The sequence below is a fragment of the Glycomyces sp. NPDC047010 genome (genome assembly GCF_040644205.1).
In the GTDB taxonomy this organism is placed as follows: domain Bacteria; phylum Actinomycetota; class Actinomycetes; order Mycobacteriales; family Micromonosporaceae; genus Glycomyces.
Genome location: NZ_JBEYVY010000007.1, coordinates 1 through 18,653, shown reverse-complemented (window position 1 = coordinate 18,653; position 18,653 = coordinate 1). Strand labels below are relative to the sequence as shown.

The 18,653-nt window shown below is 72.9% G+C and carries 14 protein-coding genes; 8 read left to right on the top strand and 6 right to left on the bottom strand.

Annotated elements, in window-relative coordinates; translation table 11 throughout:
* The first annotated feature begins 38 nt into the window (after positions 1-38).
* Positions 39-1,259: an ROK family transcriptional regulator gene (locus AB0A65_RS15305; RefSeq protein ID WP_359951648.1), complete on the top strand. Its 1,221-nt coding sequence runs from the start codon at positions 39-41 to the stop codon at positions 1,257-1,259.
* Here AB0A65_RS15305 and AB0A65_RS15300 read toward each other — a convergent pair.
* Together AB0A65_RS15300 and AB0A65_RS15295 are read right to left on the bottom strand one after the other, a co-directional pair.
* Positions 1,241-2,932 (bottom strand): DUF2264 domain-containing protein, encoded by a 1,692-nt coding sequence (locus tag AB0A65_RS15300; RefSeq protein ID WP_359951646.1) that lies wholly within the window; start codon positions 2,930-2,932, stop codon positions 1,241-1,243. The two genes, AB0A65_RS15305 and AB0A65_RS15300, sit on opposite strands and share 19 nt — an antisense overlap.
* 45 nt (positions 2,933-2,977) lie before the next feature.
* Positions 2,978-3,466 (bottom strand): MarR family winged helix-turn-helix transcriptional regulator, encoded by a 489-nt coding sequence (locus AB0A65_RS15295; protein WP_359951644.1) that lies wholly within the window; start codon positions 3,464-3,466, stop codon positions 2,978-2,980.
* A 69-nt stretch (positions 3,467-3,535) separates the two neighbouring features.
* Between AB0A65_RS15295 and AB0A65_RS15290 the strand changes: the two genes are divergently transcribed.
* Positions 3,536-4,555 carry a pirin family protein gene (locus AB0A65_RS15290; RefSeq protein ID WP_359951642.1) on the top strand — a complete coding sequence of 340 codons (1,020 nt, stop codon included), beginning with the start codon at positions 3,536-3,538 and terminating at the stop codon, positions 4,553-4,555.
* 810 nt (positions 4,556-5,365) lie between these two features.
* On the opposite strand, the gene AB0A65_RS15285 is transcribed toward AB0A65_RS15290, so the two are convergent.
* The 3 genes from AB0A65_RS15285 to AB0A65_RS15275 all read right to left on the bottom strand — a co-directional run bounded on the left by AB0A65_RS15285 (position 5,366) and on the right by AB0A65_RS15275 (position 9,501).
* Positions 5,366-7,606, bottom strand: coding sequence for an MMPL family transporter (locus tag AB0A65_RS15285; RefSeq protein WP_359951640.1), 2,241 nt, complete (start codon positions 7,604-7,606; stop codon positions 5,366-5,368).
* Between the two features lie 177 nt (positions 7,607-7,783).
* The gene (locus tag AB0A65_RS15280; protein WP_359951638.1) at positions 7,784-8,401 is read right to left on the bottom strand and encodes a TetR family transcriptional regulator; all 618 of its coding nucleotides are present in this window, start codon (positions 8,399-8,401) and stop codon (positions 7,784-7,786) included.
* Positions 8,402-8,472: 71 nt separating this feature from the next.
* A complete protein-coding gene (locus AB0A65_RS15275) occupies positions 8,473-9,501 on the bottom strand; it encodes a beta-propeller fold lactonase family protein (protein ID WP_359951636.1) in 1,029 nt (342 codons plus the stop codon).
* A 101-nt stretch (positions 9,502-9,602) separates the two neighbouring features.
* Here AB0A65_RS15275 and msrB point away from each other — a divergent pair, with 101 nt between their 5' ends.
* The 3 genes from msrB (at position 9,603) to hrpB (ending at position 14,351) form a co-directional block, all read left to right on the top strand.
* Positions 9,603-10,007: a peptide-methionine (R)-S-oxide reductase MsrB gene (gene msrB / locus AB0A65_RS15270; protein ID WP_359951634.1), complete on the top strand. Its 405-nt coding sequence runs from the start codon at positions 9,603-9,605 to the stop codon at positions 10,005-10,007.
* A gap of 132 nt (positions 10,008-10,139) precedes the next feature.
* Positions 10,140-11,708: a serine/threonine-protein kinase gene (locus AB0A65_RS15265; RefSeq protein WP_359951632.1), complete on the top strand. Its 1,569-nt coding sequence runs from the start codon at positions 10,140-10,142 to the stop codon at positions 11,706-11,708.
* A 165-nt stretch (positions 11,709-11,873) separates the two neighbouring features.
* Positions 11,874-14,351 (top strand): ATP-dependent helicase HrpB, encoded by a 2,478-nt coding sequence (hrpB, locus tag AB0A65_RS15260; protein WP_359951630.1) that lies wholly within the window; start codon positions 11,874-11,876, stop codon positions 14,349-14,351.
* Here the strand turns inward: hrpB and AB0A65_RS15255 are convergent.
* The gene (locus tag AB0A65_RS15255) at positions 14,348-15,073 is read right to left on the bottom strand and encodes a M50 family metallopeptidase (protein WP_359951628.1); all 726 of its coding nucleotides are present in this window, start codon (positions 15,071-15,073) and stop codon (positions 14,348-14,350) included. The genes hrpB and AB0A65_RS15255 overlap by 4 nt on opposite strands.
* Before the next feature lie 104 nt (positions 15,074-15,177).
* On the opposite strand from AB0A65_RS15255, the gene AB0A65_RS15250 reads away from it, so the two are divergent.
* The 3 genes from AB0A65_RS15250 to AB0A65_RS15240 all read left to right on the top strand — a co-directional run.
* Positions 15,178-15,633, top strand: coding sequence for a hypothetical protein (locus AB0A65_RS15250; protein WP_359951626.1), 456 nt, complete (start codon positions 15,178-15,180; stop codon positions 15,631-15,633).
* Between the two features lie 211 nt (positions 15,634-15,844).
* Positions 15,845-17,260 carry a carbohydrate-binding protein gene (locus tag AB0A65_RS15245; protein WP_359951624.1) on the top strand — a complete coding sequence of 472 codons (1,416 nt, stop codon included), beginning with the start codon at positions 15,845-15,847 and terminating at the stop codon, positions 17,258-17,260.
* A 74-nt stretch (positions 17,261-17,334) separates the two neighbouring features.
* On the top strand, positions 17,335-18,653 hold a 1,319-nt coding region (locus AB0A65_RS15240; RefSeq protein WP_359951622.1), incomplete at its 3' end, for an ABC transporter substrate-binding protein.

Genomic DNA, 18,653 nt, shown 5'->3' with positions numbered 1-18,653 from the left:
GTGATACCCGCCCGTTCACCCCGAGTAAGGAGCCCGCATTGCGCTCGTTCGGCGCCGACACCCGCCTGCCCACGCTGGCGGTCGTGCTCGACATCATCCGCGAGCGGGGGGCCGCCAGCCGCGTGGAGCTGGCCGAGGCCACGGGCATGACGCCGGCGACCATGACGCACGCCGTCCGCAAGCTCACCGCGCTCGGCCTGGTCCACGAGGTCGGCACCGTCCCCGCCAATCGCGGCACCCCTCGGCGCCTCATCGGCGTCAAGGACGACGCGTGCTACATGGTCGGCGTCCAGCTCGACCAGTTCGCGGCCGTCGGCGTCGTGGTCGACCTCGCCGGGAGGGTCGTGGTGCGCCACGACATGCCCGGCGCCGGGAAGCGACCGCTGGCAGAGGTCGTGGCCGAGCTCGCCGGTCACGTGCAGGCCATGCTCGAAGACGCGGCGGTCCCGCGCGACAAGGTCCTGGGCATCGGCCTGGCGACCTACGGGCCGCAGGACCGCGAAGCGGGCGTGGTCATCACCCCGCATCCGACGCCTGAGTGGACCGGGTACCCGCTCGCCGAGACCCTCGCCGAGGCGACCGGTCTGCCGGTGGCCCTGGAGAACGACGCAACCGCCGCGGGCCTGGGCGTGCAGACCCTCGGCGGGTCCGGGTCGAGCTTCGCGGTCGTGTTCATGTCCGGCGGCATCGGCGGCGGCGTCATCCTCGACGGGCACCCGTACCGGGGCGTGACCTCGAACGGCGTCGAGCTGGGCCACATCTCCGTCGACGCCCTCGGCGAGGACTGCTCGTGCGGCAACCGCGGCTGCCTCGACCCCGTGGCCGGGCCGCGCCCGGTCGTGGAGCGGGCCATGGAGGACCCCGGGCTCGCGGCCAGGCTGGACCTGGGCACCGACACGCTCACCGACTTCAACCGCGTCGGCCGCGCCGCCCGCGAGGGCGACCCCGCCGCGGCGGCGCTCATCGCCGACTCCGCGCAGCGCCTCGCCGTCGCCACCGTGACGCTCGTGAACATGTTCGACGTGGGACGCGTGGTCCTCGCCGGGCAGGCGTTCGCCGAGTCCGGGCAGGCGTATCGGGACGTCCTGGAGGAGTGGCTCAACCGGTCGGTGTTCATGCGGCACGTCCACACCGTCGAGGTCGAGCTGGCCGCGGACGTCGCGCAGGCCGCGGCGCTCGGCGGCGCCGCGGTGGTCCTGCGCAACCTCCTGGAGTCACCGAACCCGGAGCTGCGGACCGCTCACTCCGTGCCGAGGTAGATCAACGACTTCAGCACGTACTTCCCCGGTTCGAGCACGCCCCGCAGGACCGGCAGGACCGTTGCGGGCCAGTAGAGGTGCGTGCCGGGCATCGGCTCGATGAGGTCGGCCTCCCGGCCGGTCCCCGAGTCGATGATCTCCGAGCGCAGGCCCTGGCTCGTGACGAGGGCCTTCGACTCGCCGACCTGCGCCACGTGCCCGGCCTTCGGAACGCACCAGCCGCCCTCGCCGGTGTACAGGAGCCGGCCGGTGTCCACGACGTGGACGCGGGCGTGCCAGCCGTCCACGGCCGCTTCGAGGGAGGTCGTGATCGACACGTCGTCCCACGGCTGCCACTCGATCGTGAGCACCCCGTTCTCGTCGATCGTGCCCTCGTCGGAGTCCTCGCGGCCCCGCCAGTGCCGCCCGTCCTCCGAGAGGTGCAGGGCCCCGTCCGGCACGGCCGCTTCGAGGCCGGGACCGGCCGTGGCGTGCGAGAACGCGGCGAGCGATGAGTACGCGAACTTCCCGTACGCCGCCTGGCCGCCCCGGGCCCACGGGTGCCACGCCTGGCCGTTCAGGCGCGTGACGTGCCCGGCGCGGTCCCTGACGTGGACGGCACGGGCGGCCTTGTGCGGCTCCACGACCGGCCCGGGGACCGCCTCCTCAGCGGTCCAGAACGGGTGCGCGGGCCCGGCGAGGAGCCCGATGAACGCCTTCGTCGCCCACCACGGCGACCCGGCCGTGAGGTACTGCTCCACGACCGAGTCGTTCGGGTAGGAGTAGCCCACCGTGAGGCGCCCCGCGGGGTCGAGCATCGGGCGGCGCCACCACCAGTCGAGGTGGCGGCGGGCGTGCCCGGCGGCCTCGGCCCACGGCACGGCCTCCACGTCCGCGGCGGCCAGCGCGCCCCACAGGGAGGACTGGGCGAAGCGGTAGCCGAGGCTGCGGCCGTAGGGGACGGCGGCGCCGTCGGCGGCGAACCAGGAGCCGAAGCGCTTGGCGAAGGCCGCGGCGTTGGAGACGTACCGGTCGTCGCCGGAGAGCTTGAAGTGCAGGAGCGCGTAGGTGTGGAACGCGAAGGGGTTGTAGTAGTCGACGCGGCCGCCGGGGCCGTCCTCGAAGACGGAGTCGCCGAGGAGGAACTCCCCCATGCGCTCCAGGTGCGCGGTGGCGACGGCGGGGTCGTGCTTGACGCCGATGCGCTTGAGGCCGTGCCCGGCGAAGACCGGGAAGTAGTGCCAGTTGGTGTCGGCGACCTCGGCGGTGTAGGCGCGGGAGAGCCAGGCGGCGACCTTGTCCTTGGCCTTGGGGTCCAGGGGCTCCCAGAGCTTCTCGGGGGCGGTGGCGAGGCCCCAGCCGACGGAGGCGGCCTCCACGACGCGCTGGCCGCCGCGGGCGGCGTCGCCGATGTACCAGTCGTCCTCGTCGTCGAGGGCGCGGGCGAGGGTCCCGGCGAGGGGTTCCCAGACGGCGTCGGGGACGTGGTCCTTGGCGGCGGCGAGACCCCAGAGGGGGCGGGTGAGGAGCTCGAACCAGTTCTCGCGGTGGGAGTGGTTCGACATGGTGACGGGCATCGCGCCCGGGCCCTGCACGGCCAGTTCGACGGCGGGCCTCGCTATGGCCAGCGCCGCGGCGCCCCATCCGGCGTGGGTCTGGTCCAAGGGCCCGAACGTGCGCTGCGGTGAAGTCACGCTGGCAGACGCTATCAACGCGGGGGCGGTCCTGCAACCCCGGTGTCAGTCCTCCTGGCAGGCGGCGAGGTTGCGCTCCAGGCGGGCGAGGAGGGCGGCGAGCTGCTCGCGGTCGGCGTCGTCGAACCCGGCGCAGGTGATCTCGTCGAGGCGGCGCCAGGAGTCCTCGATGCGGTCGAGGAGGTCGCGGCCCTTGGCGGTGATGGCGACGACGGAGACGCGGCGGTCGAGGGGGTCGGGGCAGCGTTCGACGAGGCCGGTGCGTTCGAGGCGCTGGAGCATCTTGGTGACGGTGGAGGGGTCGATGCCGAGTTCGAGGACGAGGCGGGACTGGCGGGTGTCGCCGTGGTCGGCGAGGCGGCCGAGCATGACCTCCTGGCCGGGGTAGAGGCCGATCTCGCGGAGGATGCGGCCCGCGGCGGCGCGGTGGGCGCGGGAGACGCGGAAGAGGGCGTGGCCGATCCGGCCGACGCGCTGCTCGTCGTCGCACACGTCGGCGCCGGGCGTCCCGGCGGTGGTGCGGGTGGGTTCCATGGGCCCAGCGTATCAATAGTTGGTCGGCCAATGATATTGTTGGCCGACCAACGTTCAGAGGAGGACATCATGCCCGCAGTGACCGTGCCCGACATCCTCGCGCTGCCGCGCCTCGACGCGCCCGCGCTGGAGTCGCGGCCGCGTTCCGTGGCGAAGGTCGTCGACTCCGTGCGCACGCTCGAAGGCGGCGGCTTCCCGGTGCGGCGGCCGTTCCCCACGCCGAGCCTCATGGACGGCGGCGACCCGTTCCTCCTGCTCGACCACATGACCGCGGCGTACGAGCCGCACGAGGCCAAGGGCGCCCCGTGGCACCCGCACCGCGGCTTCGAGACCGTCACGTACCTGATGGACGGCACGTTCGTGCACACCGACTCCCACGGCGGGGGCGGCGTGATCAGGGGCGGCGACACCCAGTGGATGACCGCCGGCTCGGGCCTGCTGCACGACGAGCTGCCCTCGGAGAAGCTGGTCATGACCGGCGGGGTGTTCGACGGGGTGCAGCTGTGGGTGAACCTTCCCAAGCGCGCCAAGTGGAACCCGCCGAACTACCAGGACATCCGCGGCGCCGGGCTGACGCTCGTGTCGTCCACGGACGGCGGGGCGCTGGTGCGGATCATCGCCGGAACCGCTGCGGGCCATGAGGGCCCGGGGCGGACCTACACGCCGATCACGCTCGTCCACGCCTCGCTGTCGCCGGGCGCGGAGGTGCGCATCCCGTGGCAGCACTCGTACTCGGCGATGGCGTTCGCGATGCACGGCGACGGGTACGCGGGCGACGAGAAGCGCCCGCTCAAGGAGTCGCAGCTCGCGCAGTTCGCGGCGGGCGGGGACTACATCACCGTCGGCGCCGGGCCCGAGCAGCACTACGCGACGGGGTCGATGGAGGTGCTGCTGCTCGGCGGCGAGCCGATCAAGGAGCCGGTCGCGCGGTACGGGCCGTTCGTCATGAACACGCGTTCCGAGATCATGGAGGCCGTCGAGGACTTCCAGGCCGGGCGGATGGGCCAGATCCCGGCCGGGCGCCAGGGCCGCGAGTTCGCGCCGGACCCGGAGGACCCGTGGGTCCCTGGAGGCTGCGAGCAGCTCTAGCTGAATGCGATGCGGGCCCGTCCTTTCGGACGGGCCCGCGTCTCGTTAAGGCGGCTTTCGCAGGAGGGCACTCCCCCGGCTCGGCCTCAGTGTCGAACTCGACCGCCTGCGCCGCCTCAATAGCAAGCGGCGCTTCGGGTTCGGCCTCCTCCGCGTGGGTCTTCTGCCAGTGCTTGGCGACCCAGCCGAGGATGAGGCCGACCGCCAGGACCGTGAGCACGGACCCCAGCAGCGACTGGAGGCCCGGCCCGGCGATCCACGCGATGAGCAGGCCCAGGCTCACGGTGTAGACCGCCCACAGGACCCCGCCGAGCAGCGCCATGCGCCCGTACGGGGCGCGGCCCGCGCCCGCCGCGATCCACGCGAGCGTCGTGCGGCCCGCGGGCAGGAAGCGCGCGATCACGGTGGTCCGGTAGGGGTGGTTCGCGACGCTGCCCTGGAGGAGCTTCTCCAGCTTCAGCACCGCTCCCATCACCGACCGCTCGGCCAGTCGCGCCATGAACCGGGGCGGGCGCCGCCGCAGCCCGGCCCGTACCGCGCGGAACACCTTGTAGCCCATGAACTCGCCGAACCACGACGAGGAGGCCGCGCCCACGAGGAGCACGGCTATCAGCCACGGGTTCCCGAACACGAGCCCCGCCGCGGCCGTCACCAGGGTCGCGCTCGGGAGCATCGGGACGAAGAAGTCCGCGGTGATCATGCCGATCAGGATCAGCAGCGCCAAGAAGAAGACCGTCATGGGGTCCCCCGTTCACCGACACCCGCGGGGACCCGGGCCGGGGGTCGGCCCGAATCCCCTCCGGGCTTCGGCTACTTGGTCGCTCCGACGAGCTCGCGCTCGTCCTCGGGGGCGTCCTCGGCGAGGCGCTTCTGGAGCCGCTCGCCCTCGACGTCCACGTTCGGCAGGATCCGGTCCAGCCACTTCGGCAGCCACCACGCGCCCCGGCCCACCAGGGCCATGACCGCCGGGATGATCGCCATGCGGACCACGAACGCGTCGAACACGACCGCCGCGGCCAGCGCGAAGCCCATCGAGGCGATGAGCGACTCGGCGCTGAAGATGAACGCCGCGAACACGGAGATCATGATGAGCGCGGCCGCCACGACCACCCGCGAGGAGTGCCCGTAGCCCTCGACGATCGCCTGCTTCGGGTCGGCGCCGTGGACGTACGCCTCGCGGACGCGGGTCACCAGGAAGATCTGGTAGTCCATCGCCAGGCCGAACACGAGGCCGATCATCAGGATCGGCATCATCGACATGATCGGGCCCGGCTGGTCCACGTTGAACAGCTCCGCGCCCCAGCCCCACTGGAAGACCGCGACGAGCGCGCCCAGGGCCGCGAACACGCTGAGCATGAACCCGAGCGTCGCCAGGACCGGCACCAGCAGCGAGCGGAACACCAGCAGCAGGATCAGCGCGGCCAGGCCGACCACGATGAGCATGTACGGCAGCAGCGCGTCGTTGAGGTTGTCGGAGATGTCGATGTTCAGCGCGGTCGCGCCGGTCACCGACCAGTCCGCGTCGGCGTCCTCGGCGAGGACCCCGCGGATGTCGTGGACGAGCTGGTTCGTGGCCTCGTCCGCGGGCGCGGTCTCGGGGATCACGGTCACCAGGAGCGTGTCGCCGTCCGCGTTCGGCACGGCCTGGCCGACCATCGCGATGCCGTCGATCTCGTTGAGCTCCGCGGTGACGTCGGCCGCGGCGGTGTTCGCGTCGACTCCGTCGTCCAGGTCGCCCACGATCATGAGCTGGCCGTTGAAGCCCGCGCCGAAGCCGTCGCTGATGAGGTCGTACGCCTGGCGCTGCGTGGTGTCCTCGGAGGACGAGCCCGCGTCGGGCAGGCCCAGCTCCAGGTCGGTGGCCGGGTAGGCGAGCGCGCCGAGGCCGACGATGCCGACCAGGGCCACCAGGATCGGGTGGCGGGTGATGAACCCGGCCCAGCGCTTGCCGCCGTTGGGCTTCGTGCCGTGCGTGCCCTCGGCGATGCGGCGGCGCTGGCGCTTGGTGAAGATCCGCTTCCCGGCGAACCCGGCGAACGCGGGCAGCAGGGTCACCGCGATGACCACGGCGATGAGGACGGTGACGGCGGCGGCCACGGCCATCTCGGTCAGGAACGGGATGTTCACGACCGACAGGCCCAGCAGCGCGATGATCACGGTGAGGCCGGCGAAGAACACGGCCGAACCGGCGGTGCCGACGGCGCGGCCCATGGCCTCGGCTCGCGCCTGCTTGTCCTCGACGCGGCCGTCCTTGGCGAGTTCGCCGCGGTAGCGCGAGAGGATGAACAGCGCGTAGTCGATGCCCACGGCCAGGCCGATCATCGACGCGAGCGTGCCGGTCGACTCGCTGACGTTCATGAACGACGTGGCGGCGAGGATGCCCGCGGTCGTGAGCATGACGCCCAGGACCGCGGTGATGATCGGGAGCCCGGCGGCCAGGAGCGCGCCGAACGTGACGACCAGGACGATGAGGGCCACGCCGATGCCGATGAGCTCGGTGGCGCTGGTCTCGGGGATCGCCTGGAGGACGTCGCCGCCCACTTCCACGCGGATGCCCTGGTCCTCGGCGTCCGCGACGGCGTCCTCAAGGTACGTGATGGTGTCCTCGTCGAGCTCCATCGAGGGCTCGGCGTAGGTCACCTGCATGACGCCGATGGTCTGGTCCTCGGCCGACAGCATCCCGATCGGGGTGCCGTCCGGGCCGGTCGCCAGCGGGCTGGTCACGGCCGCGACCTGCGGGGAGTCCTCCATGACGGCGGCGAGGTCGGCGATGGCCGCCGTGTTCGCCTCCGCGGTGAGGGCCTGCCCGTCCTCGGACTGGATCACGATCTGCGCGGTGCCGCCGTCGGCGTCCATCTCGGGGAAGCGCTCTTCGAGGAGGTCGAACGCCTCCTGCGACTCGGTGCCGGGGAGCACGAACTCGGGGTTCGTCTCCTGCTGGAGGGTCGCGGCTGCGGCGCCGACGCCGCCGACGACGAGGACCCAGACGGCGAGGACGAGCCATCGCAGTCGATAGGACCCTCTGCCGAGACGGTAGAGGAAGGTGGCCACGGTGGGTGCTCCAATCGGATGATTGGCCGGTCCCGCCAGCGGCTGCGCTGTCTAGCGGCGCAGCCGCGCGGGTGTGTGCGGCGGGACCGGTCGGGTGGTGTTCGCCGACGGCGTCGTCGGCCCTGGGTTTCCTGGTGTTGCCGTTGCTTCAGTTGTGTCAGGGGTCCGCGGGCGGTGTCAGGTCCCGGGAGCGGCGGGCGGCAGGGTGATGCCGCGTTCGAGGACGGCGAAGCCCTCGGCGATGGCCTCGGGGAGGGTCCGGCCCTCCGGGTCGGCCAGCCAGTGCTCGGTGGTGGTCTTGATGCAGACCAGCGCGCTGCCGAGCACGAGGCGGGGGTACAGGTCGTCCACGGAGGTGCCGGTGGCGTCGGCGACGATCCCGATGGCCTCCTTGAACAGGGCCAGGAACTGGCCCGACTGCTCCTTGATGAGCGAGGGCGAGGAGTGGATGAGCTGCTCGCGGCAGCGCATCATGTCGATGTCGAACTTCTCGTCGAAGTGCATGGCGATGGCCGAGTCGCGGATCGCGTCCCACACCGGCTGGGTCTCCACGCGCTCGCGGAGGTCGGCGAGGAGCGCGGTGGTGGTCTCGTTGAAGTCGTAGAGGAGCGCGGCTTCCTTGGAGGGGAAGTAGTTGTGGAAGGTGCGCGTCGAGACGCCCGCGTCCGCGGCGATCTCCTCTGCCGTGACGTTCCCGATGCCGTCCTTCGCGATCGCGAGGCGGAAGGTCGCCGCGGAGAGGGCCGCCTTGGTGGCGGCCTTCTTGCGTTCGCGGAGTCCCGTCGGTTCGGCCATGGGGCAACACTAACCGCCGTGGTCGGTGTTTACAAGATTCTCATCGTGAAATTTTGCAGAGCGCGCAGATTTCAGGAGAGGGGGGCCACGCAAGTGACGCCGGGCACGGACCACTCGGTCACCGGGGCCGCTTCGCCGGTCGGGTCCACCCGCGTGACGGTACCGCTGTGCTGGCACGCGACCAGCAGCGTCCCGTCCGCGGTGAGGACCGCGTCTCTCGGCCACGCGCCGCCGACCGGGACCGAGCGCACCAGCGCGCTCGCCGCCGGGTCCACGACCGCGAGCTGGTCGGGCCCGCGCACGGTGATGTAGACGAGCCCGCGCTCGGGGTCGGGGACGACCGCCGCCGGGAGCGCCTCGGGCGCGTCCTCGTCGAGGCCGATGTCCGGCATGGCCGCGTAGTCGACGGCCTCGCCCGAGGGGAGCGGCACGGCCGGCCCGAAGGAGAACGTCGCCGAGCGCGAGTCCCAGGAGCCGACGGCGAACGCGTTCGCGAGCTCCCCGGCGATGACGGCGCGCTCGCCGACGAACGCGAGGTGCCGCGGGCCGAAGCCCGGTTCGAGCGGCGTGGTCGCGGCGGGCGTGAGCTTCCCGTCCTCCGCGAGGTCGAGCGCGTGGATGCGGTCCGAGCCCAGGTCCACGACCAGGACGCGGCCGTCGTGGCACACCACCTGGTGCGCGTGCGGGCCGGACTGGCGGTCGGGGTGCGGGCCGGTGCCGGAGAGCCGGAACTCGTCGGCGGCCTCGCCGAGCGTGCCGTCCTCGCCGATCGGCAGGACCGCGACCGAGGCGCCCGAACCGTCCCCGGCGCCGTAGTTCGCGACCAGGAGCCAGCGCCCCGACGGGTCGACGGTGGCGTGGCAGGGGTTGTTACCGCCGGTGGAGCGGCCCTGGCCCGCGCGGTCGAGCGCGAAGTCGTCGCCGATGCGCCAGGCCCCGGCGAAGCCGGGCTCGGTCTCGGTCAGGGTGTAGACCGCTTCGGGGCCGACGTGGACCCACGAGGGGTTCACCACCATCGCCGGCTCGCCGAGCCCGTCGGGCCCGGCCGCGACCAGGCCCGGGCCGCCTTCAGTGGTGTAGTCGCCAAGGAGGTACCGCATGGGCCCGATCCTAGCCGCCTCCCCGCGGGACGGCGCGGGCTCGGGCTCCCGGTGTCGCGCGTCCCGGGCTGTCTCGGAATTCTCGGCCTAGACTGGGTCGCATGGGACGTGAGGACGACGCGCAGTGGCGCGAGAAGCTGACGCGCGAGGAGTACAAGGTGCTGCGCCAGGGCGGCACCGAGGCGCCGTGGACCGGCGAGTACGTCGACGAGAAGCGCCGCGGCGTGTACCGGTGCCGGGCCTGCGGAACCGAGCTGTTCGCCTCCGACACGAAGTTCGACTCCCGGTGCGGGTGGCCCTCGTTCTGGACCCCGCTCGCGGGCGACAAGGTGAAGCTCATCGAGGACAACACCCTCGGGATGCGCCGCACCGAGGTGCGCTGCGCGAACTGCGACTCCCACCTGGGGCACGTGTTCTACGGCGAGGGCTGGGACAACCCCGACGACGCCCGCTTCTGCATCAACTCGATCAGCCTGACGCTGGAGCCCGCGGAGGGCCAGGCGTAGGAGGCCGGTTCACCTTCGGCCCCAACGGGATCCACCGCCCGTTCACGCGTGCCCGGCCGCGTGCGGGCGGGGAGGCGGCGCACGACTAAGCTCACTTCGTGCCCTGCTCCCGATGAACGAAAGAGGCCGAGGGTGGAACCCGGGAACCTGATCGCTGGCCGTTACCGCCTTGAACAACGCCTCGCAGCGGGCGGCATGGGCGAGGTGTGGCGCGGCACCGACACCCGGCTCAACCGCGTCGTCGCCGTCAAGCTGCTCCACTCCGGACTGTCGGGCAACGACCGGTTCCGGGCCCGCTTCCACCAGGAGGCGCAGGCCGTCGCGCAGCTCCAGTCGCCCGGGATCGTCGCGCTGTACGACTACGGCGAGGAGCACGCCCCCGAGGGGCTCGTGTCCTACCTGATCATGGAGCTGGTCCGCGGGAAGGCCCTCGACAACGTCCTGCGCGAGCGCAGGCGCCTGTCCCCCAACGAGACCCTGAAGATCATGGCCTCCGCGGCCGAGGCCCTCGACGTCGCGCACCAGGCCCACATCATCCACCGCGACATCAAGCCCGGGAACCTCCTGGTCAACGACGACGGCTCCGTCAAGATCGTCGACTTCGGCATCGCCGCCGCCAAGGGCGGCGCCGGGCTCACCGAGACCGGCACCGTCATGGGCACCCTCGCGTACGCCTCCCCCGAGCAGCTCCAGGGCTCGCAGCTCACCGGCGCGACCGACCTGTACTCGCTGGGCATCGTCGCGTACGAGGCCCTCGCCGGGCGGCCCCCGTACGCCGGGAACGAGCCGACCGCCGCGATCGCCGGGCACCTGACCGGCACGCCCGCACCGCTGCCCCCCGACGTCCCGGCCCCGATCGCCAACATCGTCATGCGCTGCCTCGCAAAGGACCCGCGCCAGCGCTTCGCCTCCGCGGCCGAGCTCGCCCGCGTGTGCCGCGCGGGCGGCATGGGCGGCGGCACCACCGCGATCCTCGCCAGTCCCCCGCCCCCGCAGTCGCCGCAGACCCAGTCGACCCGGATCATGGGCCCGGCCGCGGGCGCGGCCATGGGCGCGGGAGTCGTCGCCGCGCACACCAGCCCCATGCAGCAGCAGTCGTTCCAGGACGACTACGGCACCGGCGCGGGCACCGGCCAGTACCGCACCGGCGGCGCCCCCGAGCGGCCCCTGCCGCCCCCGCGCGACATGGAGGAGGCCCGGCGCAACCCGACCGGCCCGATCCTCATCGTCGCCGCGGGCCTCGCCGTGATCCTCATCGCGTTCCTCATCTGGGCCCCTTGGAAGGGCGACGAGGACGACCCCTCGGGTGCCGCCGAGGACCCCACCACGACCGGCGAGAGCAGCGCCGAGGAGACCACCGAGTCGGCCGCCGAGGAAGAGGAGAACGAGGACTCCGGCGACGACGAGGACCAGGGCCAGGAGGAAGAGCAGACGACCGAGGAGCGGACCTCCGAAGAGGAGGACCTCGCCGACCTCGACGACTTCACCGGCGACAACGTCAACGACGCCCTCGACCGGCTCGCGGGCGACGGCTTCACCGACGTCTCCGCGGAGCCCACCGCTCCCGAGAGCGCCGAGCACGAGACCTGCGAGATCCTCTACCAGGACCCCGAGAGCGGCGGCGACATCAGCCGCGACACCCCGATCGTGTTCGGCTACGTCGCGAACGACGCCTCCTGCCCGGACGGCGACCTGGGCTGACCACGGGGTCCGGCGGCCGAACGCGACCGCCGGACGCTCCCTGTCGCACCCGCTGTCGCACCCGCCTGGCACTGTTGAGCCGGGGGCGGCTCCGCGCGTCCGATTTGCCCGATAACCTCCGTTCACATTCCGGCCCCGGCACGGCCCCGCCGGGCCTCGGCGACAATGGTCCGCATGCCGAAGCTCGTCCTGCCCGATCTGCCGATCCGGGCGTCGCTGCCCGCGCTGCTCGACGCCGTGGAGCGCACCGGGACCGCGGTGCTCGCCGCGCCGCCCGGGACCGGGAAGACCACGTTGGCGCCCTTGGCGCTGGCGGGGCTGATCGGGGACGGGCCGCAGCGGCGGGTGCTGGTGGCCGAACCGCGGCGCCTCGCGACGCGGGCGGCCGCGGCGCGCATGGCGTCGATCCTCGGGGAGAAGACCGGGGACCGGGTCGGGTTCCAGATCCGCGGGGAGACGAAGCGGTCGGCCGCAACCAGGGTCGAGGTCGTGACGACCGGGGTGCTGCTGAACCGGCTCCTCGCCGACCCCGAACTGCCGGGCGTCGACCTCGTGGTCCTGGACGAATGCCATGAGCGGCACCTGGAGACCGACACCGCGTGCGCGTTCCTCATCGAGTCGCGCCAGGTGCTGCGCCCCGACCTGGGGCTCGTCGCCGCGTCCGCGACCGCCGACGTGGCGTTGTGGACCGGGCTGCTCGCCGGGGACGCCGGGCCCGCGCCCGCCGTCGCCTCCGAGCCGATGCGGCACCCGGTCGCGATGCACTGGGAGCCCCCGCGCGAGCGGCTCAAGCCGCCGGACGGGATGCGGGTCGACCCGCGGTTCCTCGCGCACGTCGCGCACCTCGTGGACCGGGCGCTCGCCGCCGACGAGGGCGACGCGCTGGTGTTCCTCCCCGGCGCCGCCGAGATCCGCCGGGTCGCGGAGCGGCTCGGGCACCTCGATGCCGAGGTACATCAACTGCACGGCTCCGTGCCGCCCGCGGAGCAGGACCGGGCCATGCGCATCGGCGAGCGCCGCCGGGTCGTGCTCGCCACCGACATCGCCGAGTCGAGCCTGACGGTGCCCGGCGTGCGGATCGTGGTGGACGCCGGGCTGGTGCGCCGCCCCGTCGTGGACCACGCCCGCGGGCTCCCCGGGCTGACCACCGCCCCGGCTTCACGGGCCGCGGCGGATCAGCGCGCGGGCCGCGCCGGGCGCGAGGGGCCGGGCGCGGTGTGGCGGGCCTGGAGCGAGGCCGAGCACCTGCGCCGGGCGGCCCAGCCCGTCCCTGACGTGGCCGCCGCCGACCTCACCGCGTTCCGGCTCCAGGCCGCGTGCTGGGGCACCGCGGTGGACGACCTGGCGCTGCCGGGGCGGCCCCCGGCGGGGGCGGTCGAGGCGGCCGAGGCGACGCTGACCGCGTTGGGCGCCATCGACAGTGAAGGCAGCGCCACCGACCGCGGGCGGGTCCTCGCCAAGGCCGGGCTGCACCCGCGGCTCGCGCGGGCGCTCGTGGACGGCGCCGCGCGCGTCGGCTCCGCGAAGGCCGCCGAGGTGGCCGCGCTCCTCGGACTCGACAAGCGCGGCAAGGGGGACGACCTCCTCGCGCAGTGGCGCCAGCTCCGCAACGCCCGCGACCGGCAGTGGGAGCAGGAGGTCAAGCGCCTCGCCCGCGCCGTCCCGAGCATCGACCGGCACGTGGGCGACGACGAGGCGGCGGCCACGGTCATCGCCCTGGCGTTCCCCGAGCGGGTCGCCAAGCGCAGCGGCGGCCAGTGGCTCACCGCCGGGGGCACCGGGGCCGTCGCCGCCGAGGGGTCGGCGCTCTCGGGGAGCGAGTGGCTCGCCATCGCCGACGCCGACCGCTCCCCCGGGCGCGCCGCCGCGGTGATCCGCGCGGCCGTCCCGATCGACGGGGGCCTGGCGCGCGAGCTCGTCGGCGAGGAGCTGGTGGAGCGCGTCGAGTGGGACGCCGAGCGCCGGGACGTGGCCGCGCGGTCGGTGCGGATGGTCGGCGCCATCGAGGACGCCTCGGACCGGCTCGGGAACCCCGACCCGGCGCTGGTGCGCGCCGCGCTCCTCGACGGGCTCCGGCAGGAGGGCCTGGAGCTGCTCCAGTGGTCCGAGGGGGCGCGGCGGATGCGCGAACGGATGGCGTTCTGCCGCAAGGAGATCGGCGAGCCGTGGCCGGACGTGTCCGACGCGGCGCTGCTCGCGGGGACCGACTGGCTCGAACCGTGGTGGGACCGGGCGCGCAGGCGCCGCGACCTGGAGCGGATCGACACGGCGGCCGCGCTGCGGAACCTCGTGCCGTGGTCGGAGGACCTCGACCGGACCGCGCCGGTCCGGCTGCGCCTGGGCAACGGATCGGAGGCGGCCGTGGACTACACGAGCGGGACCCCGGTGCTCAAGATGAAGCTCCAGCTGTTCTTCGGCGCCAAGGAGATCCCGCGGGTCGCGGGCGTCCAGGTGCGGGCGCACCTGCTCGACCCGGCCGGGCGGCCCCTCGCGGTGACCGCCGACCTGGCGTCGTTCTGGCGGGGACCGTACGCGCAGGTGCGGGGCGAGATGCGCGGCCGGTACCCGAAGCACCCGTGGCCCGAGGACCCCGCGAGTGCGGAACCGACCGCGTGGACGAACCGGCGCCTCCGGGGCGCCTAAGCCAGCCACTCGCCGATCGGCAGGAGCATCCAGGTGCCCCAGAGAGCAGCGGCGATCGTGGCGAGGGCAAACACGAAGACCCAGAACGCGGCCGGGAACGGGGTGATGCCCGCAAGTTGGTCGGCGTCCGACTGGCCCGAGCCGCGCCCGCCGCGGCGGCGCCCGCCGAGTTCCAGGACGGGCTTGACGGCGCCGAGGAGGAGCAGCCACACGCCCGCGTAGGCGGCGACGGTCTGCACGATCGCGTTCCCGTACCAGGTCGCGGCGAACACGCCCGCGCCCACGACGATGAGCGCCAGCGCGCCGTACCAGTTGCGGATGAACACGAGCATGACCGCCAGGAGCACCAGGGTGATCCACAGGAGCAGCACGATCCGGCCGGCGCCCACGAGGGCCGCCGCGCCGAGGCCGAGGAGGGCCGGGGCGGTGTACCCGGCGACGAGGGTCATGGCGGCGCCGAAGCCGGTGGGGCGCCCGCGCGAGAAGGTGAGGCCGGAGGTGTCGGCGTGGAGGCGGATGCCGGTGAGGCGCCGCCGCATGAGGACCGCCATGAGCGCGTGCCCGCCCTCGTGGGCGATGGTGACGAGGCCGCGGCTCCAGCGCCAGACGGGCGCGTAGAGGACGGCGGCCGCGGCTGCCGCGAGGCACGCGATCGCGACCCAGACCGGGGGTGCGGTCTGGGTCCGGGTGAGGGTGTCGATGACGGACTCGAACGGTGCCACAGGACCTCGTCTTCGGGGTGAAACGGACGCGCGGTGAAGGATGATCCTAGCGGCGGGCATATGGTAGTAGAGGAAGAGGCACCTCCTCGTGGAAGGACGGCCCCATGGGCACCGACGACCGCTTCGACCCGCACCTGGGCTTCCTGGAGACCGCGGACCGGCTCGTGGAGGAGCTGGCGATGCACAACCTGAAGGCGCGCGAGCGGCTGCGGGAGGGGATCGCCTGGCTGGAGGCCCGCCGCGAGGACGCCGACGACGCCGAGCACGCCGACATCGAGATCCTGGTGGCGCAGTGCCACGACGCGCTCAAGCGGATGGAGTCGCTGCGGGGCGCCTACCAGGACGTGCGGGCGATCAACGCGGCCGCGCACGCCGAGCACGTGGAGTGGCTGGAGAAGCGGATGCTCACCGGGACCGAGTCGCCGGAGGAGCGCATCGAGCGGGCCGAGCGGCTGGACCGGCTGCGGGTGGAGCGGCAGGCGCGCATGGGCGAGCTGCGGCGCCGGGCCGAGGAGGCGGGGCGTCCCCCGCAGACCGAGGGCGAGGACGGGGCCCGCTGAGCGGGTTGAACGGTAACCTCCTGCCCTGCAAGGGCTTACATGGGTGCGCGGGGCCGATCCGGGTAACGTTTCGGCCACGACCCATTGACATGTTCCTATTCGTTCGGTACGAATGTGTTTCTGGACCACGCGAGAGAGCGCTCTCTCATTACCGGCCCCAACTGGGGACGACTCTCAGAGAGCGGTCTCTCAACCCGGCAGAGGAGCCTTCATGGCAGACGTTCAGACCCACGTACCCACGAGATCCCGGCGGCGCCTCGCCCGCGCCGTCGCCGCCGTCACCGCCGGAGTCGCGCTCCTCGCGAGCGTCGGCCTGGCCATCGCGAACGCCAACGCCGAGACCGACGTCGGCGCCGCCCAGACCTGGGACCAGGTGTGGTCCGACGAGTTCAACGGGTCGGCCGGGCAGCTGCCCTCGACCCAGAACTGGCAGTTCGACCTCGGCCACGCCTACCCCGGCGGGCCCGCGAACTGGGGCACCGGCGAGATCGCCGCCCACACGAACAACCCCGCGAACGTCTCCATGGACGGCAGCGGCAACCTCAAGATCACGGCCCTGCGCGACGGCGCGGGCGCGTGGACCTCCGCGCGCATCGAGACCGTCCGCGCCGACTTCAAGGCACCCGCAGGCGGGACCCTCGCCATCGAGGGCCGCCTCCAGCTCCCCCAGGTCAGCGGGAACGCGGCCCTCGGGTACTGGCCCGCGTTCTGGGCCCTCGGCTCGCCGTTCCGCGGCAACTACTGGAACTGGCCGGGCATCGGCGAGTACGACATCATGGAGAACGTCAACGGGCAGGCCAACGCCCACGGCGTGCTCCACTGCGGCGTCGCCCCCGGCGGCCCCTGCAACGAGTTCAACGGCCTCGGCGCGACCACCCAGTGCGGCGGCTCCTGCCACAACGGCTTCCACACCTACCGGTTCGAGTGGGACGACTCGGGCGCCTCGGGCCAGCTGCGCTGGTACGCCGACGGGCAGCTGTTCCACACCGTCAACGAGAGCGCGCTCCCCGCGGACACCTGGACCCAGATGACCAACCACGCCGGGTACTTCGTGCTGCTGAACCTGGCGATGGGCGGGGCGTTCCCCGACGGCGTCGCCGGGTTCGCGACCCCCACGGCCGCAACGCAGCCGGGCGCCTCGATGCTCGTGGACTACGTGCGCGTCTACACCGCGGGCGGCTCCGGCGAGCCCACGGGCGAGCCGACCACCACCCCCGGCGGGGGCGGCGGGACCCGCGACGCCTACGCGACCGTCGAGGCGACCTCCTTCGACGGGTCCTCGGCGAGCCTGCCGGTGTCCGGCGGGGCGATCGGCCCCCTCGGCAACGGCGACTGGGTGCGCTACGACGACGTCGTGTTCGGCTCGTCGAGCCCGCTCGACTTCATGGCCCGCGTCGCCTCCGGGGCTGCGGGCGGGGTCAGCGGCCTGGTCGAGGTGCGGATCGACTCGCGCACGGCCGCGCCGATCGGGTCCTTCGCCGTGGGGAACACCGGCGGGTGGACCTCGTGGCGGGACGTCCCCGGCAACGTCAGCGCCGTCACCGGCACGCACGACGTGTACCTGACCTTCACCTCCGGCCAGTCCCAGGACTTCGTGTCCGTGGACCAGTTCTACTTCCGGCGCTGAGGCGCCCTCCGGCGCGGGCGGGCGCCCGTCCGCCCGCGCACCCCTCATCCGACAACGACAACGGAGAACCAGTGATGACATCCAGACCGACCCGCGCCATCAGTGTCGTGGCGGCCCTCGTGACCGCGGCGGGCCTCGCCGCCTGCTCGGGCGGGGACGACGACGGCAAGATCACCCTGAGCGTGGGCCTGTTCGGCGACTTCGGCTTCGGCCCCCTCTACGAGGAGTACACGGCACTCCACCCCGAGATCGAGTTCGAGGAGCGCATCTCCGAGTTCGCCGACCACCACACGAACCTGACGACGCACCTCGCGACCGGCTCCGGCGCGGCCGACATCGAGGCCGTCGAGGTCGGCTACATCTCGCAGTACACCGCCCAGCCCGACCGCTTCCACAACCTCCTCGACCTCGGCGCCGACGAGCTCGAAGGCCAGTGGCTCGACTGGAAGTGGCAGCAGGCCCTCTCCTCCGACGGCGAGTCCCTCATCGGGCTCGGCACCGACGTCGGCGGCATGGCCATGTGCTACCGCCGCGACCTGTTCGAGGAGGCCGGGCTCCCCGTCGAGCGCGACGAGGTCTCCGCGCTGTGGGCCGAGTCCTGGCAGGACTACGTGGCCCTCGGCCAGCAGTACACCGCCGACACCGGCGGGTACTGGTTCGAGTCCTCCGGGAACATGTTCCGCGCCATGGTCGAGCAGGCCGACGAGGGCGTGTACGACCGCGAGGACAACCTCATCGTCGAGTCCAACCCGGCGATCGCCGACGCGTGGGACCTCACCGTCGAGGCCATCGGGTCGGGCATGTCCAACCGCCTCACCGCCTGGACCCCGGAGTGGAACGCCGGGTTCAACGAGGGCACCTTCGCCACGATCATCTGCCCCGCGTGGATGACCTCCTACATCGAGACCAACGCGCCCGACGCGACCGGTCTGTGGGACATCGCCACCGTGCCCGGCGGCGCCGGGAACATGGGCGGCTCGCACCTCGTGCTCCCCGCCCAGGGCGAGCACCCCGAGGAGGCGTACGAGTTCATCGAGTGGCTCACCGCGCCCGAGCAGCAGCTCAAGGTGTTCGAGGCGACCGGGAACTTCCCGTCCACGCCCTCGCTCTACGAGGACCCGGCCCTGACCGGGCTGAGCAAGCCGTACTTCAACGACGCGCCCGTCGGCGAGATCTTCACCGCCGCCGCCACGGCCGTGCAGCCGCAGTACCAGGGCCCGCTCCAGGGCGACGTGCTCGCCACGATCGGCCAGGGCCTCGGCCGCATCGAGGACGGCAGCCAGACGCCGGAGGACGCTCCGCAAGGTCACTTGCCGTGGCCGCGGCGCACGGAAACGAGCCTATTGCGAGGAAGGTTCGGTGTAAACCCTCGTATGAGGGGATTGCCGGGATC